This is a genomic window from Plantibacter sp. MPB07 (assembly GCF_046619465.1).
Lineage (GTDB): Bacteria > Actinomycetota > Actinomycetes > Actinomycetales > Microbacteriaceae > Plantibacter > Plantibacter auratus.
Map to the genome: position 1 here is coordinate 3,114,016 of NZ_CP177043.1, position 18,306 is coordinate 3,132,321.

21 protein-coding genes are annotated in these 18,306 nt (G+C 69.1%); 10 read left to right on the forward strand and 11 right to left on the reverse strand.

Annotated elements, in window-relative coordinates; genetic code table 11:
• Positions 1–3 precede the first annotated feature (3 nt).
• Both ctlX and ACLIME_RS14405 read left to right on the forward strand, forming a co-directional pair.
• Entirely contained in the window at positions 4–981 is a 978-nt protein-coding gene (gene ctlX, locus ACLIME_RS14400; RefSeq protein ID WP_192004042.1) for a citrulline utilization hydrolase CtlX, read from the forward strand.
• Between the two features lie 168 nt (positions 982–1,149).
• A complete protein-coding gene (locus tag ACLIME_RS14405; protein ID WP_411557330.1) occupies positions 1,150–2,808 on the forward strand; it encodes a sensor histidine kinase in 1,659 nt (552 codons plus the stop codon).
• A 26-nt stretch (positions 2,809–2,834) separates the two neighbouring features.
• Here the strand turns inward: ACLIME_RS14405 and ACLIME_RS14410 are convergent, their stop codons facing one another.
• Entirely contained in the window at positions 2,835–3,488 is a 654-nt protein-coding gene (locus ACLIME_RS14410) for a GNAT family N-acetyltransferase (RefSeq protein WP_411557331.1), read from the reverse strand.
• Between the two features lie 135 nt (positions 3,489–3,623).
• Here ACLIME_RS14410 and ACLIME_RS14415 point away from each other — a divergent pair, with 135 nt between their 5' ends.
• Entirely contained in the window at positions 3,624–4,613 is a 990-nt protein-coding gene (locus ACLIME_RS14415) for an aldo/keto reductase (RefSeq protein ID WP_124767888.1), read from the forward strand.
• On the opposite strand, the gene ACLIME_RS14420 is transcribed toward ACLIME_RS14415, so the two are convergent.
• Positions 4,601–5,329 (reverse strand): NAD(P)H-binding protein, encoded by a 729-nt coding sequence (locus ACLIME_RS14420; RefSeq protein ID WP_411557332.1) that lies wholly within the window; start codon positions 5,327–5,329, stop codon positions 4,601–4,603. The two genes, ACLIME_RS14415 and ACLIME_RS14420, sit on opposite strands and share 13 nt — an antisense overlap.
• A 63-nt stretch (positions 5,330–5,392) precedes the next feature.
• On the opposite strand from ACLIME_RS14420, the gene ACLIME_RS14425 reads away from it, so the two are divergent.
• Positions 5,393–6,028: a TetR/AcrR family transcriptional regulator gene (locus ACLIME_RS14425; RefSeq protein ID WP_206428279.1), complete on the forward strand. Its 636-nt coding sequence runs from the start codon at positions 5,393–5,395 to the stop codon at positions 6,026–6,028.
• Between the two features lie 45 nt (positions 6,029–6,073).
• Positions 6,074–6,226 (forward strand): hypothetical protein, encoded by a 153-nt coding sequence (locus tag ACLIME_RS14430; protein ID WP_165766958.1) that lies wholly within the window; start codon positions 6,074–6,076, stop codon positions 6,224–6,226.
• An 89-nt stretch (positions 6,227–6,315) separates the two neighbouring features.
• Here ACLIME_RS14430 and ACLIME_RS14435 read toward each other — a convergent pair whose 3' ends face one another.
• Together ACLIME_RS14435 and ACLIME_RS14440 are read right to left on the reverse strand one after the other, a co-directional pair.
• Complete coding sequence (locus ACLIME_RS14435; RefSeq protein ID WP_411557333.1) at positions 6,316–6,774, reverse strand: putative immunity protein; 459 nt, start codon at positions 6,772–6,774, stop codon at positions 6,316–6,318.
• Positions 6,775–6,954: 180 nt separating this feature from the next.
• The gene (locus ACLIME_RS14440; RefSeq protein ID WP_411557334.1) at positions 6,955–7,407 is read right to left on the reverse strand and encodes an NUDIX hydrolase; all 453 of its coding nucleotides are present in this window, start codon (positions 7,405–7,407) and stop codon (positions 6,955–6,957) included.
• Between the two features lie 194 nt (positions 7,408–7,601).
• On the opposite strand from ACLIME_RS14440, the gene ACLIME_RS14445 reads away from it, so the two are divergent.
• The gene (locus ACLIME_RS14445) at positions 7,602–7,961 is read left to right on the forward strand and encodes a VOC family protein (protein ID WP_411557335.1); all 360 of its coding nucleotides are present in this window, start codon (positions 7,602–7,604) and stop codon (positions 7,959–7,961) included.
• 41 nt (positions 7,962–8,002) lie between these two features.
• Here ACLIME_RS14445 and ACLIME_RS14450 read toward each other — a convergent pair whose 3' ends face one another.
• From ACLIME_RS14450 to ACLIME_RS14460, 3 genes are all read right to left on the reverse strand, one after another.
• The gene (locus ACLIME_RS14450; RefSeq protein WP_202938259.1) at positions 8,003–8,350 is read right to left on the reverse strand and encodes a YciI family protein; all 348 of its coding nucleotides are present in this window, start codon (positions 8,348–8,350) and stop codon (positions 8,003–8,005) included.
• A gap of 161 nt (positions 8,351–8,511) precedes the next feature.
• Entirely contained in the window at positions 8,512–8,892 is a 381-nt protein-coding gene (locus tag ACLIME_RS14455) for a hypothetical protein (protein ID WP_202938260.1), read from the reverse strand.
• Between the two features lie 162 nt (positions 8,893–9,054).
• Complete coding sequence (locus ACLIME_RS14460) at positions 9,055–9,636, reverse strand: uracil-DNA glycosylase family protein (protein ID WP_411557336.1); 582 nt, start codon at positions 9,634–9,636, stop codon at positions 9,055–9,057.
• A gap of 39 nt (positions 9,637–9,675) precedes the next feature.
• On the opposite strand from ACLIME_RS14460, the gene ACLIME_RS14465 reads away from it, so the two are divergent.
• From ACLIME_RS14465 to ACLIME_RS14480, 4 genes are all read left to right on the forward strand, one after another.
• Positions 9,676–11,232, forward strand: coding sequence for a deoxyguanosinetriphosphate triphosphohydrolase family protein (locus tag ACLIME_RS14465; protein WP_274498907.1), 1,557 nt, complete (start codon positions 9,676–9,678; stop codon positions 11,230–11,232).
• A 142-nt stretch (positions 11,233–11,374) separates the two neighbouring features.
• Positions 11,375–11,707: a hypothetical protein gene (locus ACLIME_RS14470; protein ID WP_079706140.1), complete on the forward strand. Its 333-nt coding sequence runs from the start codon at positions 11,375–11,377 to the stop codon at positions 11,705–11,707.
• Positions 11,708–11,796: 89 nt separating this feature from the next.
• Positions 11,797–12,168: a hypothetical protein gene (locus tag ACLIME_RS14475; protein ID WP_159876643.1), complete on the forward strand. Its 372-nt coding sequence runs from the start codon at positions 11,797–11,799 to the stop codon at positions 12,166–12,168.
• Positions 12,169–12,245: 77 nt separating this feature from the next.
• Positions 12,246–13,199: a helix-turn-helix transcriptional regulator gene (locus ACLIME_RS14480; protein ID WP_159876645.1), complete on the forward strand. Its 954-nt coding sequence runs from the start codon at positions 12,246–12,248 to the stop codon at positions 13,197–13,199.
• A gap of 16 nt (positions 13,200–13,215) precedes the next feature.
• On the opposite strand, the gene ACLIME_RS14485 is transcribed toward ACLIME_RS14480, so the two are convergent.
• From ACLIME_RS14485 to ACLIME_RS14500, 4 genes are all read right to left on the reverse strand, one after another.
• Positions 13,216–13,491, reverse strand: a complete 276-nt coding sequence (locus tag ACLIME_RS14485; protein WP_124767897.1) for a hypothetical protein — start codon at positions 13,489–13,491, stop codon at positions 13,216–13,218.
• 143 nt (positions 13,492–13,634) lie between these two features.
• Positions 13,635–15,323: an ABC-F family ATP-binding cassette domain-containing protein gene (locus tag ACLIME_RS14490; RefSeq protein ID WP_411557337.1), complete on the reverse strand. Its 1,689-nt coding sequence runs from the start codon at positions 15,321–15,323 to the stop codon at positions 13,635–13,637.
• 349 nt (positions 15,324–15,672) lie between these two features.
• Positions 15,673–16,749, reverse strand: coding sequence for a phosphotransferase family protein (locus ACLIME_RS14495; RefSeq protein ID WP_411557338.1), 1,077 nt, complete (start codon positions 16,747–16,749; stop codon positions 15,673–15,675).
• 208 nt (positions 16,750–16,957) lie between these two features.
• Complete coding sequence (locus ACLIME_RS14500; RefSeq protein WP_411557339.1) at positions 16,958–18,175, reverse strand: MFS transporter; 1,218 nt, start codon at positions 18,173–18,175, stop codon at positions 16,958–16,960.
• Between the last annotated feature and the right edge of the window lie 131 nt (positions 18,176–18,306).

Consider the following 18,306-nt stretch of genomic DNA (forward strand, 5'->3'; position numbering starts at 1 on the left):
GACATGTCCGTGCAGGCGCCGTCGGCCGTGGTGCTCATCCGGCCGCACCGGTTCACGCCGAACCCGCTGACCGCGGCCGACAACGTCTTCCAGGTGGCGGACGGCGTCCCGTCGGCGTCCGTGGCCGGGGTTGCTCACGCGGCGTTCGACGAGGTCACCGCCGTGGCACAGGCGCTCGATGCGGCGGGCGTCCGCGTCCACCTGTTCGACGACGAGGACCCGGACCGCCCCGACAGCGTCTTCCCCAACAACTGGCTGTCCACCCATGCGGGCGGGCACCTGGCGGTCTATCCGATGTACGCGGTGAACCGCCGACGCGAGCGCCGGTGGGACATCGTCGAGATGCTGAAGCGCGAGTACCGCGTGCAGGACGTCATCGACTACTCGGGGCTGGAGCTCGACGACGTGTTCCTCGAGGGCACCGGTGCGATGGTGCTCGACCACGCGGCACGGGTGGCGTTCGTCGCGCGATCCCACCGGGCCGACCCGATCGCCCTCGAGCGGTTCTGCACCAACTTCGGTTACGAGCCGCTCGTCTTCGACGCGGTCGACCCGCACGGGGTCCCGATCTACCACACCAACGTCATGATGGGCGTGGCGACCGAGTTCGCCCTCGTCGGCCTCGACCTCATCGCCTCACCGGTGCGCCGCGAGCAGGTGGTGGAGCGCCTGACCGCGCACGGACGCGACATCGTGGACCTCAGTTACGAGCAGGTCTGCGACTTCGCCGGCAACGCGATCGAGTTGCGGTCGGCGGCGGGGGAGCGCCTCCTCGCGATCTCGAGTCGCGCCGTCCAGAGCCTGCGGTCGGACCAGTTGGCGGTCATCGAGCGCAGCTGCCGGATCCTGCCACTGGACGTCCCGACCATCGAGCTCGCCGGGGGTTCCGTCCGCTGCATGATCGCGGGGATCCATCTGGACCGCCGGCCGTCCGCACCGGAGCCTGCGCCGAACGCCGATCCACGGCTCGCGAGGGCTTGATCTCCGCCGCTCGATCGTCCGATTAACGCGAATCGCCGCTCGCTGCGCTCTCAAGCAGCTCGCCGACGGACGATCGCGCGCTCATCGGCTAGATTGACGATCGATCAGCTGATCGACGTGGAATCCGGCCGACGACCCCTCGGCCAGCACTGGAGAGAGTGGGCGATCGTGCCGCTGTTGGAACCCGAAGCCTCGCGACACGGCCGCCTCCGGGTCTTCGCCCGCGCCCAGTTGCCGTTCGCGATCGCCTTCGCGATCGTCGCGATCCTCGTGGCGGTCGTCCTGCCGGAGCGGTTCTTCACCCTCGCCGTGCTCGGGGGCACGGCGATCGCGGTGGTCAGCACCGTCCTCGCCGCGGTCCTCCCGTGGGAGCGCTGGCCGACGTCCGCCATGGCCGCGATCGCCGTCCTCGACCTGCTGGCCGTCGCCTGCGTCCGCATGGAGCTCATCAGCGTGGCCCCGGGGGCGAGCCTGCTCTGCATCTTCCCCGTCCTCTGGCTGGCGTTCGGCTTCACCCCGCGGATGATCATCCTGGCTGTCGTGGGGACCCTGTTCATCAGCAGTGCCCCCTACCTGCTCCGTGCGCGCACGCCGACCAGCGCCGTGGACTGGCTGAACGTGGCCCTGCTGCCGTTGCTCACGATCGGCATCGCCGTTGCGGTCAACATCGGCGCCCGCCAACTGCGACGGGGCCAGCGGGCGATCCGGGAGCAGGCGGCGGAGCTCGAAGTCTCGCTCGCGAGGGCCCTCGATGCTGAGGCGCTCGCCGAGTCGATCCTCGAGACGGTCGACGCCGGCGTCGCCTTCTACACCGCCGACGGCACCCTGCGTCTGGCCAACGCGCACGCCGTCGACATGGTCAGCGCCGTCGGGTTCCGACTCGACACCCCGCCCTACGCCGGTCCGCACGTCCTCCAGGCCGACCGGCGGACGCCCATCCCGTTCGACGAGCAGATCATCCCGAGAGCGCTCCGCGGTGAGCTGCTGTCGAACCACCTCGAATGGGTGGGGGAGGCCGGCCGCCAGCGGGCGATCCTGGCGAGTTCCACCCGGGTGGTCCGGAACGGCGACACGCACCTGGGGACGGTCATCGTGGCGCACGACGTCACCGAACTCGCGAACGCGATCAACGTCCGTGAGGCGTTCCTCACGACGGTGTCGCACGAGCTGCGGACACCGCTCACCTCCATCCACGGTTACCTCGAACTGATCATGGACGACGCCGAGGTCGACGCCCCCGGTCTCCTTCCGGCCCTGCGGGTGGTCCAGCGCAACGCGGTCGCGCTCGAGCAGCGCGTGCAGGAGCTGCTGGCCGCGTCGGACTCCACGGTCCAGATCGAGCCGAGCCGTATCGACCTCACTGACGTCGCCGCGCGTGCGATCGAGACGGCGACCGCGGGAGTCTCCGGTCCGGTCGTCCGACTGCGCGCCGATGCGGCGGCGGTCGTCTCTGCGGACCCCGAGCAGGTCCACCGTGCGATCACCGAGCTCGTCGCCAACGCCGTGAAGTTCACGCCGGCCGATGGGACGGTCGACGTGGTCGTCGAGCCGGGTGCCGGGCACGTCGAGGTGAGCGTCAGCGACACGGGCGTCGGGATGAGCACCGACGAACTCCGTCAGGCCTTCGACAAGTTCTACCGGGCCGACTACGCCCGGGACCAGGCGGTGCAGGGCGTAGGGCTCGGCCTGCCGGCGGCGCGCGCGATCGCCGACGCGCACGGCGGTTCCGTGACCCTGCGGAGTTCTCCCGCTGGTGCCGGCGTTCCCGGCTCGACCGTGGCGACCCTGATGCTCCCGACGGAGCCCGTGCTCACGCCGTCACGGTGACGTCGGGCGTCCGTCCTCCGCCGGGGTCACGCCTCACCGAGGAGCATCGGTCGTGCAGCATCGAGGCCGGTGACCTCGGCGGTCCAGTCGGGTCGCACGAACTCATCGCGGTGCAGTCGGAGGCCCTGCGACTCGACAAGTTCGCCCGGTCGGCCGATGAAGCGTTGGAGGCCGTTGTGCCGATAGCCGAGTCGTCGCGAGACGCCCAGCGATGCGCCGTTCCAGACGGCCGCGTCCGACACCGCGACCTGCGCGTCGAGGTGGTCGAACGCGAATTGCAGCATGCCCGCCCGCATCTCGATGCCGAGCCCCTTGCCCTGCTGTGCCTGCGTCAACCATGAACCGCTCCCGACCGTCCGGGTGACGGCGAAGTCGCGGGCGCCGATGTCCTGCAGACCGATCGGCTTCCCGTCCAGGAGGATCGCGAGGTTGAGCGTCCAGGACGACGGCGTCGCCCCAGCACGCTGGGTCCAGAGGTGCCGCGCGGTCTCGCGGATGAGTTGTTCGCGCGGCTGGTCGGTCCACGGCGTGGAGAACGGCATGACGGCGGGATCGTGGACGCCGGCGAGGGCGGCTTCGATCAATCCGGGGAGGTCCTCGTCGCGTACGAGGCGCAGGACGAGTCTCGGCGTGCGGATCTCCAGGCCGAAGAGCGGCCAGACGTCGGTGAGGCTGAGCATCAGGCCACGGTATCGCCTCGGGCTGTAGCCGGTCGAGGCCGCCCTGTCGAGCCGGGGGTGCCGGGGACGGCTTCCGTGACACACTCGACGCGCCGCGGGATCGCGGCCCGGTTCGACGATGAGAAGGGCTCAACGATGAAGTACACGCACCTCGGCCGCACGGGGACGGCGGTCTCCCGGATCGTGCTCGGCACGATGAACTTCGGCGACCGGACCAGCGAGGAGGACTCGTTCGCGATCATGGACCGGGCGTTCGACCTCGGCGTCAACTTCTTCGACACCGCCAACGCCTACGGCGGCAGCGCCGGTCGTGGGGCGACGGAGGAGATCATCGGCCGGTGGTTCGCAGCCCGTCCCGGCGTCCGTGACGACATCGTCCTGGCGACGAAGGTCCACTCGCCCATGGTCGCCCCGAACGACGATGGCTCGGACGTCGTGAACGCCCGTGGCGCGTCGGCCTGGCAGGTCCGTCGTGAGGCGATCGCGTCGCTCGAGCGCCTGCAGACGGACCGGATCGACCTGTACCAGTTCCACCACATCGACCGGCACATCTCCTGGCAGGAGCTGTGGCAGGCGATGGAGGTGCTCGTCGCGCGCGGCGAGGTCGTCTACACCGGTAGCTCGAACTTCGCGGCGTGGAACATCGCGCAGGCGAACGAGGTCGCATCACAACGGCACTTCCTCGGCCTCGTCAGCGAGCAGTCGCTCTACAACCTCGCGCAGCGCTCGATCGAACTCGAGGTCATCCCCGCCGCGCAGCACTACGGGCTCGGCATCCTGCCCTGGTCGCCGTTGTCGGGTGGGCTGCTGAGCGGCGGCTCCTCCGACAAGCGCGCTCGATCGGGCGAGTCCCGCATCACCGAGGCCCGAGCCAAGCAGCAGGACCAGCTCGACGCCTACGACCGCTTCGCGGCCGAGCGTGGCTGGACCTCGGCGTCCCTCGGTCTCGCGTGGCTCCTGCATCAGCCCGGCGTCACCGGCCCGATCATCGGACCGCGCACGATCGAGCAGCTCGAGTCCGCCGTCGCAGCAGTCGACATCGAGCTGAGCGCCGACGACCTCACCGCCCTCGACGAGCTCTTCCCCGGCCCCGGTGGACAGGCCCCCGAGGCCTACGCCTGGTAGGCACGTGCGATGCGGCCGACCGCCTCGGTGATGGCGGTCGGCCCGGTGTTCAGTTCGAGGATTCGCCGGCTGATGGTCGGCTCGAGGATGAGTGCCTCGAGGACGGCGGCCACATCCTCGCGGGTGATCTCGTCGTGGAGCTCGGCGGGCCCCAGGGCGACCGTTCCCTGGCCCGGATCGTCGGTCAGCAGGGACGGGCGGAGGATGACCCAGTCGATCGGCTGGCGGGTGAGTGCGACCTCTGCTCGCTTCTTGACGGCGAAGTAGTGTTCTTCGCCGTCACTCAGCTGCCGTTCGCGCCAGGCCTCCGGCAGGACGGACAGCAGGATGAGGCGCTTACCCGGTGACGCAGCGATCGCTTCCGACACACGCTGCAGAGCCGCGTCGTCGATGTCGTCCGTCACGTTCTGGGCTCCGGCGTTCGACCCTGCCGCGAAGACGATCACGTCCCAGTCCGAGATCATCGCCGTGATCTCCTCCGTGGTGGCGACCCCGAGCTCGCCGGAGACGGTCCTCACTCCGTCGGCTTCGAGGGCGGAGTCCGGCAGCGACGACCTCGTGAGGCCTGAGACGATGACACCTCTGGCGCGGAGCCGGGTCGCCAGGAGTCGGCCGACCCTGCCCGTGACCCCGAAGATGAAGACGCGGGTTGAGGATGCGATTGAAGCCTCCTCTGTTGAACCTTCGGTGGCGGCGATGGTGTCTCGTGACGTCATGGGTGATCCTCTCGATCCATTACCTACCGATAGTAACTTACTAATAGTAGATAGGATTGAGGGATGGACAACACCGCGGACGATAGCTTCAGCTCTGGGCCGAGACGTCGCCTCTCGTGGGACGCGCGCCACGCGCAGTTGCTTGATGCGTTCCGCGACCTCATCCGTACGCATGACCTCGCGGACGTCACGCTGGCGCGGGTGGCTGCGCACGCCGGCGTGACGAAGCCCGTGGCCTATGACCATTTCGGCGATCTGTCGGGCTTGCTGTCCGAGGTCTACCGGGCCTTCGAATCCCATCAGCGAGACGCCCTGGTCGCGGCGCTCGCGCGTGCACCGCAGGATCTCACTGCCGTCGCGGACCTGGTCGCCGAGGCCTACATCGGCTGCTGCATCGCGGAAGGGATTGAGCTTGCAGCCGTCGTGTCCGCACTTCGCGGATCGACGACGTTGAGTGCCCTGCGGTCGGAGGCAGAGCTGGCGTATCTCGAGATCTGCCGCGAGGCGCTGGAACCATGGACCGGCGCAATCGACCCGGTGCCGTTGAGTGCCATCCCCGGCGCCGGGGACGCCCTCGCCCGAAGCATCCTGTCCGGGGCCCTCTCAACCGCCCAGGGCTCCTCGACCCTCGCCGCGGTGGTTCGGGCCGTCGCGTCGGCCTCGGCCGTTCCCGATGCGACTCGAGAGCTCGGCACCTGAGCGGCGGCTTGCTCAGCGTGGGCCGCCCCCCGTTATGGTTGCTCCATGGCTCGCGCACCCTGGAATCGACCCGGCGAATCTCCACAGACGCGGCGGCTTCGCATCGCGATGTTCTGGACCGCTGTCGTCCTCGTCGTGGCATTCGTCGCCATCCTCGTGTACTTCGTCGTGCGATCGGCTGAAATCGCCGGTCTGTAAGGGCGGCTCGCGGCGAGCCGCTCGGGCTCGATACGACAACAGCCTCTTCGCTGTCGCGGCCTTCGGATGCCTTCCCGCGGCGGGGTCGGTCACCGACCCTTGGGGAAGCCGATCGGGCGCAGCTTGGGTGCCAGTTCCTCCCACTGCCAGGCGCGCTCAGCTTCTTCGGCGGTCCTACCGTCTCCGTTGAGGCCCACGGCATTCGCGGCGTAGGTCGCAGCGTGCGGAGCGTGGTCGAACATGTGGGCTACCGCGCACGCCTGACCGGCTGCACGAGCAGCGGCGACGGCGGCGGCCGCTCCTGCTTCGGTCGCGTCGCGTGCGGCCGCATGTGCTGCGAACGCAGCGGTGCGGCACGCCGTCATCGGAAGTTCACCGCGTTCCCAAGCTCGGAGTGCCGCGATCGCTGCGCGTGGTCGATCGTCACCGGGGCGCTGTTGCTCGAAGATCGGCAAAGCGCGTTCTGCGCAGCTCGCCGCCCACAGTGCGATCGCGTGATGGATCGCCGGCTCAGGGTTCGCCCACTTCGGTTTCGTCTCTTCGCTCACGCCTCGATCGTCTCAGGGATCAAGCGTGGAAAGATCGGCCCGCCGCAGGTTGTGTCGAGAGGGCATGCGCTTACGTAATGGAAGTGGCCCGGAAATCATGGTGGTCTCAACCGTTCAACGCACCACTGTTTGACACGTTATGAAACAGGTGGAAGGCCGGACAGTCGCGCTGACGGGTGGTCAGAACCCGAACGTGAGGACCGCTGACCCGCGCCCCTCGCGCAAGGCGTCCAGTGCGAGCCGCTCGTGAGCGGGCAGGTTGAGCGGTAGATCGTCGAGGCGAAACCACGACAGTTCTGCGCACTTGATTGGTTCTCGGATCAGTGGTTCGCCACCCCAGACGTCGCAGACGAAGAACCAGTCGACGCGCTGTTCCATCGGGTTCGCTGTGCCATCGGTTCTCTGCATGACAGCCACGGCCGATAGCGCCTCAGGTGCCACCTGGACGCCAAGTTCTTCTCTCGCCTCGCGGATTGCGGCAGACGCCGCAGTTTCACCAAGCTCCACATGGCCGGCGGCACCCGCTGACCAACAGTCGTCCATGTAGCCGGTGTTCTGCCGTCGTTGCAACAGGACCGATTGATCGCGGCACAGAAAGACATAGGACGCCGGAACAACGGAGAAGTGGCTCATGGTCGTCAAACCCTATGCCGCTGAGCGGAGATCAACATGCTCGCCCGTAGACGATTCCGGGTATCACTTGGTTCGAGCCGCGATCGACCATCACGGACGACAGCGGACGTGCACCGTATGTCCTGATGTCCCGCAGCACCGATCTCGAATCTGCGTCGGGGTCGCGGAGTTCCTCGCGTCGATAAGCTCACCCCATGGGCGTTCTCGGCATCGGCGGGTTGTTCTTCCGCAGTAATGACCCGTCGGCGCGCGCGGCGTGGTACCGCGAGCATCTCGGCATCGAAGCCGGCGCAGAGGGCGAAGACGCCGTCTGGATGCAGGAGGCCGGCATGACCGTCTTCGCGCCTGTTGCGGGGACGAGCGAGTCGTTCGCTCACGACCAGCCGTTCATGCTCAACCTTCGCGTGAGCGACTTGGATGCCCTGACAGCGCATCTCGAGGGAGCCGGGATCGTTGTCGAGCGTCGAACCGAGTGGGAGACGGAGTACGGCCGATTCGTCCGCATCCACGACCCCGAGGGACTCCCGATCGAACTCTGGGAAGTCCTCGAATAGAGGCCTCGTCTCCCTCGTGGGAGACTCGACTCCGGAAGCCGTCACGTCTCGACGGTGCCGCCACTGTGAATCAGCCGGACCTCGACCCCTCCTCCTCGCTGAACTTCGGGGTTCGTGGCAGCGATGGTGAGCGCATCCTCGAACGTCGAGGCTTCGATGATGTAGACACCCGCGACCACCTCTCGAGAGTCGATGAACGGACCGATGGTCACTCCGGACGCGCGGATCGATCGCGCAAGATCGCGCGGAGTGAACGCGTAGGCGGCCCGCAGCGAACCAGTCTCAGTGAGCGCTCGTCCGTGTGCATCTGGAACCGCCAGTTCCTCCTCAGTCGCATCTTCGGCGTGAATGGAGTCTTCGGTGTAGATCAGGACGGCGAAGTGAGGCATGGTCTCTCCTTTTTTCGAAGGGTACGCGAGGCCGTATCGATGTCAACCGAAACTGTGGGATGACATGTGGCGCCCCGCCCGAGTGAGCCCCTGCATCGTTCGTGGCACGGGTCGGGAGTTGTCCCGATGGACGAGCTCGGAGCGGCGGCGGCGGAGAGTCCCTAGCTTCCGCTGATGACGCTCACCGCTTGGAGGCCGACGACGATCGCGTTGATCGGTACGGCGATGATGAGCACGACGACTGCGCCGATGACGGCGACGATCGAGTGTCGAGGTGTCCGCTTGTGGACCCGCGCCTGCAGGATGAGCACGACGATGGGCGAACCGATCGCGATCGCGGCGCCGAGCACGAACCCGGCGAGCGTCCCGCCGCCACTGAGCCGGTCCTCGGACGGACCGAACTCGCCCTGCAGTGCGAAGGAGAGTTGGACGAGCCAGCTCACGACCAGCAGCCCGAACAGGAGCAGCGTGATGCCGACGCCGGACGCTCGCCCGGTGACCGGTCCGTCCTGGTCGGCTGCTCCAGGGTCGGCGGCTGACACGGATCCAGCGGCCGACGCGGCAGGCTCCCTGGCTGAGCTCGGCCCTGACAGCGGTTCGGCCGGCGGCCGCAGTCCGTCGCCAGCGCTCGGTTCATCGCTCACGACGTGCCCCCGTCCCTTCGATCAGACGCCGGCGTGCCGGCATCCTCATCAGCCTATTCGTCACGTCGTGAGCGCCGCCCGCACCTGCGCGGCGAGGAGCGGAACCGTCTCCTCCTGGAACCAGGGGTTCTTGCTGCGCCAGCCGCGCGCGAGCGGCGACGGGTGCACGATCGGGAAGAGCGGGAGGTGGGTCTCCGCGGCACGGACGTTCTCCGTCAGGGTGCGACCGGACCGCGGTCCGAGGTAGGCGCGCTGGGCGTAGGCGCCGATGAGGATCGTCAGGCGCACCTCGGTCAGCTGCTCGAGCAGGCGTGGATGCCAGCGCGGCGCGAAGTCGCGGCGCGGCGGCAGGTCGCCGCTCGCCCCCTTGCCCGGGAAGTAGAAGTCCATCGGGATGATCGCGACGTTCGCCGGGTCGTAGAACTCCTCGGGCGTCACACCCATCCAGGAGCGGAGGAGGACGCCGCTCGGGTCGTTCCACGGGATGCCCGACTCCTGCGCCAGACGACCAGGCGCCTGACTGATGATGAGCACGCGGGCCTCCGGAGAGGCGACGAAGAGCGGTTTCCAGCCGAGCTCGTGGGCCCAAGCGTTCGACTCGTGCGCGGCGACCTCGGCTCGGAGTCGATCGATCGGATGCATCCCTGCAGTCTCCCACCGCGAGCGCAATACAGTGAGGGGATGGACGACGACCAGCGGCGACGGCGCCTCATCCCCGAGCCGGTGGACCGGTTCGCGACCGGCGAGGAGTACCCCGAGTACCGGGTCGACCTCGAGCGCATCCGGTTCTCCCCGTACTTCGCGCGGTTGTCCGCGGTGACGCAGGTCGTCTCGCCCTCCGGCGTCGGTCAGGTCGTCCACAACCGGCTCACGCACTCGATCAAGGTGACCGCGGTCGCCCGTGCCATCGCGATGCAGCTCACCACGACGGATCCCGAGCAGAACGCCATCGTCGAGCGGCTCGGCGGCTGCGACCCGGTCGTGGTTCAGGCCGCCGCCTCCGCTCACGACCTCGGTCACCCACCGTTCGGCCACCTCGGCGAACAGGTCCTCGACCGCCTGGCACGTGAGCGGCTCGGCCTCGCGGAGGGCTTCGAGGGCAACGCGCAGTCGTTCCGCATCCTCTCCGCGCTCGACGTGTGCGAAACGGTGAAGGAGGGCCTCAATCTCACGGCCGCTTCCCGCGCCGCCGTGCTCAAGTACCCCTGGGGCCGCACCATCCACCGCCCCGACCTCGACCCGGCAGACCCCACCCGCATGCCTCGCGGGTCGACCGCCAGCCGCTGGGAGACCGCGCCGCCGAAGTTCTCCGCGTACACCCTCGATCTCGACGACATGCTCGACGCCCGCAGTGCGTTCACCGCGATCGCGCCCTGGCAGCAGACCGTCGAGTGCTCCGTGATGGATGTCGCCGACGACATCGCCTACTCCCTGCACGACCTCGACGACTTCTACCGGGCCGGCGTCCTGCAGCAGGCGGCGGTCGCGGTCGAGTTCCGCACCTTCCTCCGCGACCAGCACACCCTCGCCGCGCTCGACGCCGAGGAACTCTGGAACCGCGCACCCGGCCACTCGCTCGAGCTGTTGCGCCGGCGGATCGTCTCACGCGACCCGTGGATCGCCAGCGATGAGCACTTCCGGGCGTCGGTCCAGCGGGTCGCGACCGAGCTCGTCGAAGGACTTCTCGCCGTCCCCTTCGACGGCTCGAGCCGAACCGAACGCGCCATCGAATCGTTCGTGTCGTCCTGGATCGGTCGCCTCCAGCGCTCCGTCCTCGTCGTCGAGGAGCCGAACGTGCGCTCCGGCCACGTGTCGCTCCTACCCGAGGCGTGGCACGACGTCACCGTGCTGAAGTTCGTCCACACCCGGTTCGTCATCGACCGGCCGGACTTCGCCACCTACCAGCGCGGCCAGTCGCGGGTGCTCGACGTGCTCGTCACCGAACTGGACAGCTGGCTCGACGACCCCCGTGACGGCCCGCGCGCCCCGCAGAAGCTCCTCGACTTCGTCGAACTCGCCACCGACGGCTACTTCCGACTCCGGGCGGACAACCCCGACTGGCTCCCGGCAGACCCCGAGTCCGACAGTGGCCGCCCGCAGAGCGACCCACGCGCCCTGGGGCGCCTCGGTCGGGCGCGCGGCATCCTCGACTACGTCGCTTCGCTGACCGACGAACAGGCGACGGCGCTCGCCGCCCGACTGCGCGGTGACCGCGAGGCCTGGGCCTTCGGCAGCTGAGTGCAGCCTGAACGCCGAACCGGTTCCGAGCGATACCCGACGCATTTCGGATAGGTCAGAGCGGGGGATCGCTAGAAGATCTAGCGTTGGCAACGGCGCCGGGAACCAGCCCGGCACCGAAACAGAACGGATGGCGCGCCTCATGGGAAACCTCCTCTACGGAACCCCTCCGACCCCGCACGAGATCGAAGACCGACTGCTCGCTCACCTGCAGACGGTCATCTTCACGAAGTTCCGCCGCAACGAGAGCTTCGCGTTCCACCTCGAAGCCGTTCCCGGCCGTGGGACCGGACGTCAGTCGCTCTGGCTGAACCCGATGATCCCCCTCCAGTTCTCGTTCTATGGCAGCCGTGCCCCCGAACTCAACCGCGAATGGTTGGCCGCGCTCCTCGAGCAGGCCAACAGCGCCAAGGGCATGCGCGTCGTCCCCGAGCCGGCAGCCGGCGCCGCGAAGCGCGTCGAGTCCGCAGCGTAGATCCGAACGGTCGGCGGCAACTGACCGACCATCGTCTCGACGCGCTCCGGCCGTCGGACGTCTCTGAAACACCAGTTGGGGGTGCCACCGTGACCACCGGTCTTCAGAGCGCGCCCGACTTCCTCGACCTGGACGACGCGCGAGCCTCACGTCGCCTGATCGACCGCACGGACATCGTGTTCCAGACCTCGCACGCCAGCTTGGATGCGGAGGGCGGGCTGTCCCTCAGTCGGACGTCCCTCAGCCTCGACGTCGACGGCGACACCGTGCGGGTTCCGGCGAATCACATCGTCGCCTGGTCGCTCCGTACCGAAGGCGGCCTCATCGTGGTGACCGTCTGGTCCGAGCGCCCGACCGCCGTCCACGAGACCACGGTCCTCCCGCGGTTCGCCCGTATGGCGTCGTCCGCGCTCACCGAGGTCCTGGGTGCGGAACACGGCTTCCTGCAAGGGACCGCCTGACATCGAGTGGTCTGCTCGGGCCGGAAATGACCCGCTACGGGATGACAGCCGGGCTCCGCCGTGAGATTCTATGAGCGATGAGCGAAGAGACGGGACCCGCGGAGCGGTCCGAGGTCGCAGGCCGCGACGTCGATGAGGCTCGCGATCTGTTCGCCGGCGCGTACAACGCCGGCTCGATGATCATCGAACCCACCGAATCGGCGTTCACCTTCCGGTACACCGCGATCGGCGACGACGAGCTGACCCTGCGCGCCACCCAGTTCACCGGACGCGTCACCGGAACGGTGCTCACGGAAGGTGAGTACATCGTCTCCTGGCTGACGGCGGGCAGTGGGGCCACCGACCTCGCCGGAGCGCCGATGCAGCTCGTTCACGGTCAGCCGGCGATGTTCGCGAACGACCGACTCGCCGAGTTCGACTTCACCGACTACCGGCAGAATCTCATGCACTTCGACGGCGGGTTCCTGGAGCGCGTGGCCGCCGAAGTGGAGGGGACGAGCGGGCCGATCCTCTTCGACACGACGGCCCGCCCGACGGGTGAACAGCTCCGTCGCTGGGCCGCCTCCGTGACGACCGTCGCCAGGGTCATCTACGACGACACCAGTCCGGCCGTCCTCCGCGCCGAGGCGAACCGGTCGGCGGCGATCGCGCTCCTCGAGACGTTCCCGCACACGGCCCTGCACGCGCCGGTGGAGATCGGCCTGCCGGACGCCGGGAAGACCCGCGCGGCCATCGAGTTCATGATCGCCAACGCGCACCTCCCGATCCGCACGGAGGACGTTGCCGCAGCCGTCGGGATGAGCCAGCGCAGCCTCCAGAGCGCGTTCCGTCGGGAGCACGACATCACCGCGATCGACTACCTGCGACGGGTCAGACTCGACCGGGTGCAAGAGGAACTGCAGAAGGCCGACCCCGGGCTGGCCACGGTCGCGGAGGTCGCCAGCCGGTGGGGGTTCGCGCACCTCGGGCGGTTCTCCGCCTCGTACACCAACCGCTTCGGCGAGTATCCGAGCACGACGCTCGGCTCCTAGCCGCCAGCCGTTCGGCTCAGAAGTCGCCGAACTCGTCGTACTCGTCGAGACCCGACAGCTTCTCCGTCTCGATGGCGGGAACGATCTCCAGCGCCCGGTTCGCGAAGGACTCCACGGTCACCTGCAGGCCCGGGCTGACCAGGACGTCCAGGTTGCGATCTGCGGAGAGCGGGACGTGGACGAAGCGACCACCGGCTTGGACGGCGGACTCGATCTCGCTCATCAGTGCCGAGATGTCGACACCCGACTCGATGTCGTACGAAACGCGGCCGATGGCGATGCTGTACTGCATGACCATCACCTCCGGGATCGGGTTGTTGCTGCAAGCGTATGGAACGTGCCTGTGGATCACGGTGGGTTGACCAAGGTCGCCACACGTGCAGGGGGGTGTCGCCTCAGTCGTCCTCCTGGACGGTGACACTGCGGCGACACCCGCTATCGCGCGCGGTCGACGCGGGTCTCCTCCCAGACGGGCTCGTCGGAGGCCTGCACCCGGCCGTCGGAGCCGAAGACGAGGAAGCGGTCGAAGCCGCGCGCGAACCAGCGGTCGTGGGTGACCGCGATCACCGTGCCCTCGAAACCCGCCAGACCCTGCTCGAGCGCCTCCGCCGAGACGAGGTCCAGGTTGTCGGTCGGCTCGTCGAGCAGGAGCAGCGTGGCACCGGAGAGTTCGAGTAGGAGGATCTGCAGGCGCGCCTGCTGTCCGCCCGAGAGGGATTCGAACGGCTGCTCGGCCGCGCCCGCCAGACCGTAGCGGTCGAGCACGCGGCTGGCGGCCTCGCGGGGGAGCCCCGACCGGTGCTCGTCGCCGCGGTGCAGGATGTCCAGCAGGGTCCGGCCGACGAGTTCGGGGTGCCGGTGCGACTGTGCGAACCACCCCGGCTGCACGCGCGCGCCGAGCTTGGCGTCGCCGTCGTGCTCGACCGGGACGAGCGCGTCGCCCGCCGCAGCGAGGTGCCCGGCGCCCGGATCGGGATCCGTCCCACCGCCGGCGAGCAGCCGGAGGAAGTGCGACTTGCCCGAACCGTTCGAACCCAGGACGCCGATGCGCTCGCCGAACCAGATCTCGGCATCGAACGGCTGCATGAGGCCGGTCAGCTCCAGCCCGGAGCAGACGATCGCGCGCCGACCCGTGCGTGCCCCGCGGAGGCGCATCGTGACCTGCTGGTCCTTCGGCCGCTCCTCAGGTGGACCGGCCTCCTCGAACTTGGCGAGTCGGGTCTGCGCGGCCCGGTAGCGGGAGGCCATGGAGTCGTTGAACTTGGCCTGCTCGCGCAGACGCAGCACGAGTGCGCGCAGCTTCACGCGGTCCTCGTCCCAGCGCCGGCGGAGTTCGTCGAGTCGGTCGAGGCGGGCGTCGCGGGCCTCGTGGTAGCTGCGGAAGCTCGCGCCATGGGTCCACGTCGTGCTGCCGGCCGCGCCGACCTCGAGGGTGATGATGCGGGTCGCCGCCTGTGCCAGGAGCTCGCGGTCGTGCGAGACGAGGAGGACGGTCTTCCGGGTCTCGGCGAGCATCCCCTCGAGCCAGCGCTTCGTCGGGACGTCGAGCGAGTTGTCGGGCTCGTCGAGGAGGAGGACCTGCTCAGGGCCGCGGAACAGGGCCTCCAGGACGAGCCGCTTCTGCTCGCCGCCCGACAGCGTGCCGAGCGTCCGCCACTGCGCGCGGTCGTAGGGCACCCCGAGTGCCGCCTCGCAGCAGCTGTCCCAGAGCACCTCCTGGTCGTACCCGCCGGCGTCGGCGTACTCGGCGAGCGTCGTCGCGTAGGCCATCTGGGTCGCCTCGACGTCGTCCTCCATGAGGGCGAGCTCGGCGCGGTCGACCGCCTCTGCCGCGGCACGGACCCGCGGAGGCGCGACCTGGACGAGGAGGTCACGGACCGTCCGGTCATCGTCACCGCGACCGACGAACTGGTCCATCACGCCGAGGCCGCCGTCGATGGAGACGACCCCGGAGTCGGGCTGGAGCTCGCCGCGGATGATCCGCAGCAGCGTCGTCTTGCCGGCGCCGTTCGCTCCGATGAGCGCGGCGATCGCCCCTTCGCCGACGCGGAACGAGACCTCGTCCAGCAGGGTCCGTCCGTCGCTCAGCGTGTAGCTGAGGTCGCTGACGTCGATGTAGCCCATGGTGCGCACTCCCCAGGGAGCCGATCGCTCCCGAACGGGCCCGCGCTGGTTCGCGCCGGGCCGCCCACCGCCTGGCGAGCCGACCAGTTTAGCCGCGCCGGTCCGGCCGCGCGTAACTGCCGCTGCGCACGACTCCCGGTCACTGAGCTTGCCCTTTCACTGAGCCTGACCCCTTTCACTGAGCCCCCACCCCGGTCACTGAGCTTGTCGAAGTGCCCCGACCGCCCTTCGACAAGCTCAGGGACCGGAGGAGGTCAGCTCAGGGACCGGAGGAGGTCAGCTCAGGGACCGGAGGAGGTCAGCTCAGGGACCGGAGGAGGTCAGCTCAGGGACCGGAGAGTCGCGCGGGTCAGGCGAGCGAGGCCGCGATGTCACCGATCCACGTGCGCACCGACGCGTCGTGTTCGTCGAACCAGTCGCCCTCGTAGCCACGCGGGACACCTTCGACCACCATGACGAGCGCGAGGTACAGCGACCACAGGCGCGCGCGGGTCCGGGCGTCCTCATCGGGCAGGAGCTCGCGGCCGGACGTCTCGCGGTAGGCGCGGAGGAGTTCCGAGTCGGCGGCGACCGTCTCCGGCACGTCGGTGAAGAGCGCCAGGGAGACGAGGTCGGCGGTGGGGTCGGCCCAGTGCGCGCGCTCATGGTCGATGACGCCGGTCAGTTGGGCGGCCTCCGCCCCGTGCTCGGGCATGACGAGGAGGTTGCCCTCCCAGAGGTCGAAGTGGACGAGTGTCGGCTCCGTCACGCTGTCGAAGGCCGGCAGCGCGGTGTCGATCAGGTGTCGGATCTCGTCCGCCGCGACCGGAAGGTCGACCTCGAACCGCAGGGCATCGGCGAGGACGGCCTCCACGACGAGCCGGTAGGCGTCCGCGGCACTGGCCGCCTGAAGCTCCGGGCGGAAGGGGTAGCCGAATCGGTTCCCCTCGGCGAGGCCGGTCACCGGATCGGTGGACGCGGCCTCCGCCGGGATGTCGACGTCGTCTGGTTCCATGTGGAACGGCGTGCGACCCGCCTCGTGCAGACGGGCGAGCGTGCGGCCGAGGACGTCGCGGGCGAGGGGGACGGTCTCGGTGCTGTTCGCCGGCCGGCCGGTGAGCTCGGTCATCACGAGCGCGTCGCGTCCGTCGAGCGTCGCCTCGAAGACGATCTCCGGCTGCGGCACCTCCGCACGGCCGAGGATGCGGAGCGCGAGCGCCTCGGTCGCCATGAGGGACCGCTCGTAGGTGAGGCCGGCCGCGTCCGCGGGGGAGAGCTTCACGATGACGCGCTCGCCGCCGTCGAGTTCGACCGCTGCGACCTCGTTCGCCGTGCCCGCTCCGAGCATCGTGATGGTCGGGCTGCCGGGCTGCATCGCCGGTCGCTCGGCCGCCCAGTGCTCGGCGACCGCGATCATGGTGTCACTGGGGCGAGGGGTTCGGCTCATCCGCCCACGGTAGCGCGCCCTTCGCCCTCCGCCCGCCGCTCGCCGCTCGCCGCTGGCCCGCTCGCCGACTGCCCCTACCCCGGTCACCGAGCCCCCCGCCCCGGTCACCGAGCCCCCCGCCCCGTTGCCGAGCCTCCCATCCGGTCACCGAGCTTGTCGAGGTGCGAAGCCCAGAGCGTTCACAACTCCTGCTGGAGTCGCGCGCGGCTCACACGGGGTGCGGGACCTCCTGGCGGGCGGCGTCGGTGGGCTCATCCTGCAGGAGTTGTGGACGACGGCGGGAGCGCTTCGCGGCGGTGGACGCACCGATGATGACGATCAGGCCGAGCAGGGTGATGGCCGCTCCGGCCCAGATCGGCGAGGTGTAGCCGAGGCCGGCGGTGATCGTGACGCCGCCGAGCCAGGCGCCGAGCGCGTTGCCGAGGTTGAACGCGGCGATGTTCGCTCCCGAGGCGAGCGTGGGAGCGGCCGACGCGTACCGCATGACCCGCATCTGCAACGCGGGGACGGTCGCGAATCCGAAGCCGCCCATGAGGACGAGGGCGATCACGGTGGCGACGGGCGACTGTGCGGTCGCGGCGAAGGCGACCAGGATCACGGTCAGTACCGCGATGACGACGATGAGCGTCCGGTCGATGTTCCGGTCGGCCGCCTTGCCACCCACGATGTTGCCGACCAGGAGCCCGACGCCGAAGAGGATGAGGAGCCACGGCACCGTGGTCGAGGCGAAGCCGCTGACCTCCGTGAGTGTGTACGCGATGTAGGTGAACGCACCGAACATGCCGCCGTAGCCGAGGACCGTGACAGCGATCGAGAGCCAGACCTGGCCGGAGCGGAACGCGCGCAGCTCGGCGAGGAGCGATGCCGGGGCTTCGTCGCGCTTCGGCTTCGGCACGAGTGCCAGGATGCCGACGAAGGCGACGACCCCGATCACCGTGATGGCCCAGAAGGTCGAGCGCCAGCCGAAGTGCTGGCCGAGCAGCGTGCCGAACGGGACGCCGAGCACGTTCGCCGCGGTGAGGCCGGTGAACATGACCGCGATCGCGCCGGCCTGTTTGTGGGCGGGGACCATCGCCGCCGCCAGGACCGAGCCGATACCGAAGAACGCTCCGTGGCTGAGGGCGGCGAGGATGCGGCCGGCGAGCATGATCTGGTAGTCGCCGGCGAGTGCGGAGACGAGGTTGCCGACGATGAAGAGCACCATCAGGGCCAGCAGGACGGGCTTCTTCGGCAGTCGGGTGACCGCCGCGGTGAGGGCGAGCGCCCCGACGACGACGGCCAGGGCGTAGCCGGAGATGAGCCAACCGGCTGCGGCCTCCGAGACGCCGAAGTCGGCCGCCACCTCGGGCAACAGCCCCATGATGACGAACTCCGTGAGGCCGATGCCGAAGCCGCCGAGGGCGAGGGCGATGAGACCGAGTGGCATGACGATTCCTGCGATTCCTGGGGGTCGTGGGGAGAGTGCTGGTGGCCTGCAGCCGGGGCGCGTACGCTGATAGTTGCAGACGCGCGATAGATATCGTTGCACGCGCTAGGTAATAGCGCAAGCAACTATGT

What these genes read in the sequence shown, in the direction of transcription:
- ctlX (WP_192004042.1), top strand. Translation starts at nt 4, where the DNA reads ATGTCCGTGCAGGCGCCGTCGGCCGTGGTGCTCATCCGGCCGCACCGG.
- ACLIME_RS14410 (WP_411557331.1), bottom strand. Translation starts at nt 3,488, where the DNA reads ATGCTCAGCCTCACCGACGTCTGGCCGCTCTTCGGCCTGGAGATCCGC.
- ACLIME_RS14415 (WP_124767888.1), top strand. Translation starts at nt 3,624, where the DNA reads ATGAAGTACACGCACCTCGGCCGCACGGGGACGGCGGTCTCCCGGATC.
- ACLIME_RS14420 (WP_411557332.1), bottom strand. Translation starts at nt 5,329, where the DNA reads ATGACGTCACGAGACACCATCGCCGCCACCGAAGGTTCAACAGAGGAG.
- ACLIME_RS14425 (WP_206428279.1), top strand. Translation starts at nt 5,393, where the DNA reads ATGGACAACACCGCGGACGATAGCTTCAGCTCTGGGCCGAGACGTCGC.
- ACLIME_RS14430 (WP_165766958.1), top strand. Translation starts at nt 6,074, where the DNA reads ATGGCTCGCGCACCCTGGAATCGACCCGGCGAATCTCCACAGACGCGG.
- ACLIME_RS14440 (WP_411557334.1), bottom strand. Translation starts at nt 7,407, where the DNA reads ATGAGCCACTTCTCCGTTGTTCCGGCGTCCTATGTCTTTCTGTGCCGC.
- ACLIME_RS14445 (WP_411557335.1), top strand. Translation starts at nt 7,602, where the DNA reads ATGGGCGTTCTCGGCATCGGCGGGTTGTTCTTCCGCAGTAATGACCCG.
- ACLIME_RS14450 (WP_202938259.1), bottom strand. Translation starts at nt 8,350, where the DNA reads ATGCCTCACTTCGCCGTCCTGATCTACACCGAAGACTCCATTCACGCC.
- ACLIME_RS14460 (WP_411557336.1), bottom strand. Translation starts at nt 9,636, where the DNA reads ATGCATCCGATCGATCGACTCCGAGCCGAGGTCGCCGCGCACGAGTCG.
- ACLIME_RS14465 (WP_274498907.1), top strand. Translation starts at nt 9,676, where the DNA reads ATGGACGACGACCAGCGGCGACGGCGCCTCATCCCCGAGCCGGTGGAC.
- ACLIME_RS14470 (WP_079706140.1), top strand. Translation starts at nt 11,375, where the DNA reads ATGGGAAACCTCCTCTACGGAACCCCTCCGACCCCGCACGAGATCGAA.
- ACLIME_RS14480 (WP_159876645.1), top strand. Translation starts at nt 12,246, where the DNA reads ATGAGCGAAGAGACGGGACCCGCGGAGCGGTCCGAGGTCGCAGGCCGC.
- ACLIME_RS14485 (WP_124767897.1), bottom strand. Translation starts at nt 13,491, where the DNA reads ATGCAGTACAGCATCGCCATCGGCCGCGTTTCGTACGACATCGAGTCG.
- ACLIME_RS14490 (WP_411557337.1), bottom strand. Translation starts at nt 15,323, where the DNA reads ATGGGCTACATCGACGTCAGCGACCTCAGCTACACGCTGAGCGACGGA.
- ACLIME_RS14495 (WP_411557338.1), bottom strand. Translation starts at nt 16,749, where the DNA reads ATGAGCCGAACCCCTCGCCCCAGTGACACCATGATCGCGGTCGCCGAG.
- ACLIME_RS14500 (WP_411557339.1), bottom strand. Translation starts at nt 18,175, where the DNA reads ATGCCACTCGGTCTCATCGCCCTCGCCCTCGGCGGCTTCGGCATCGGC.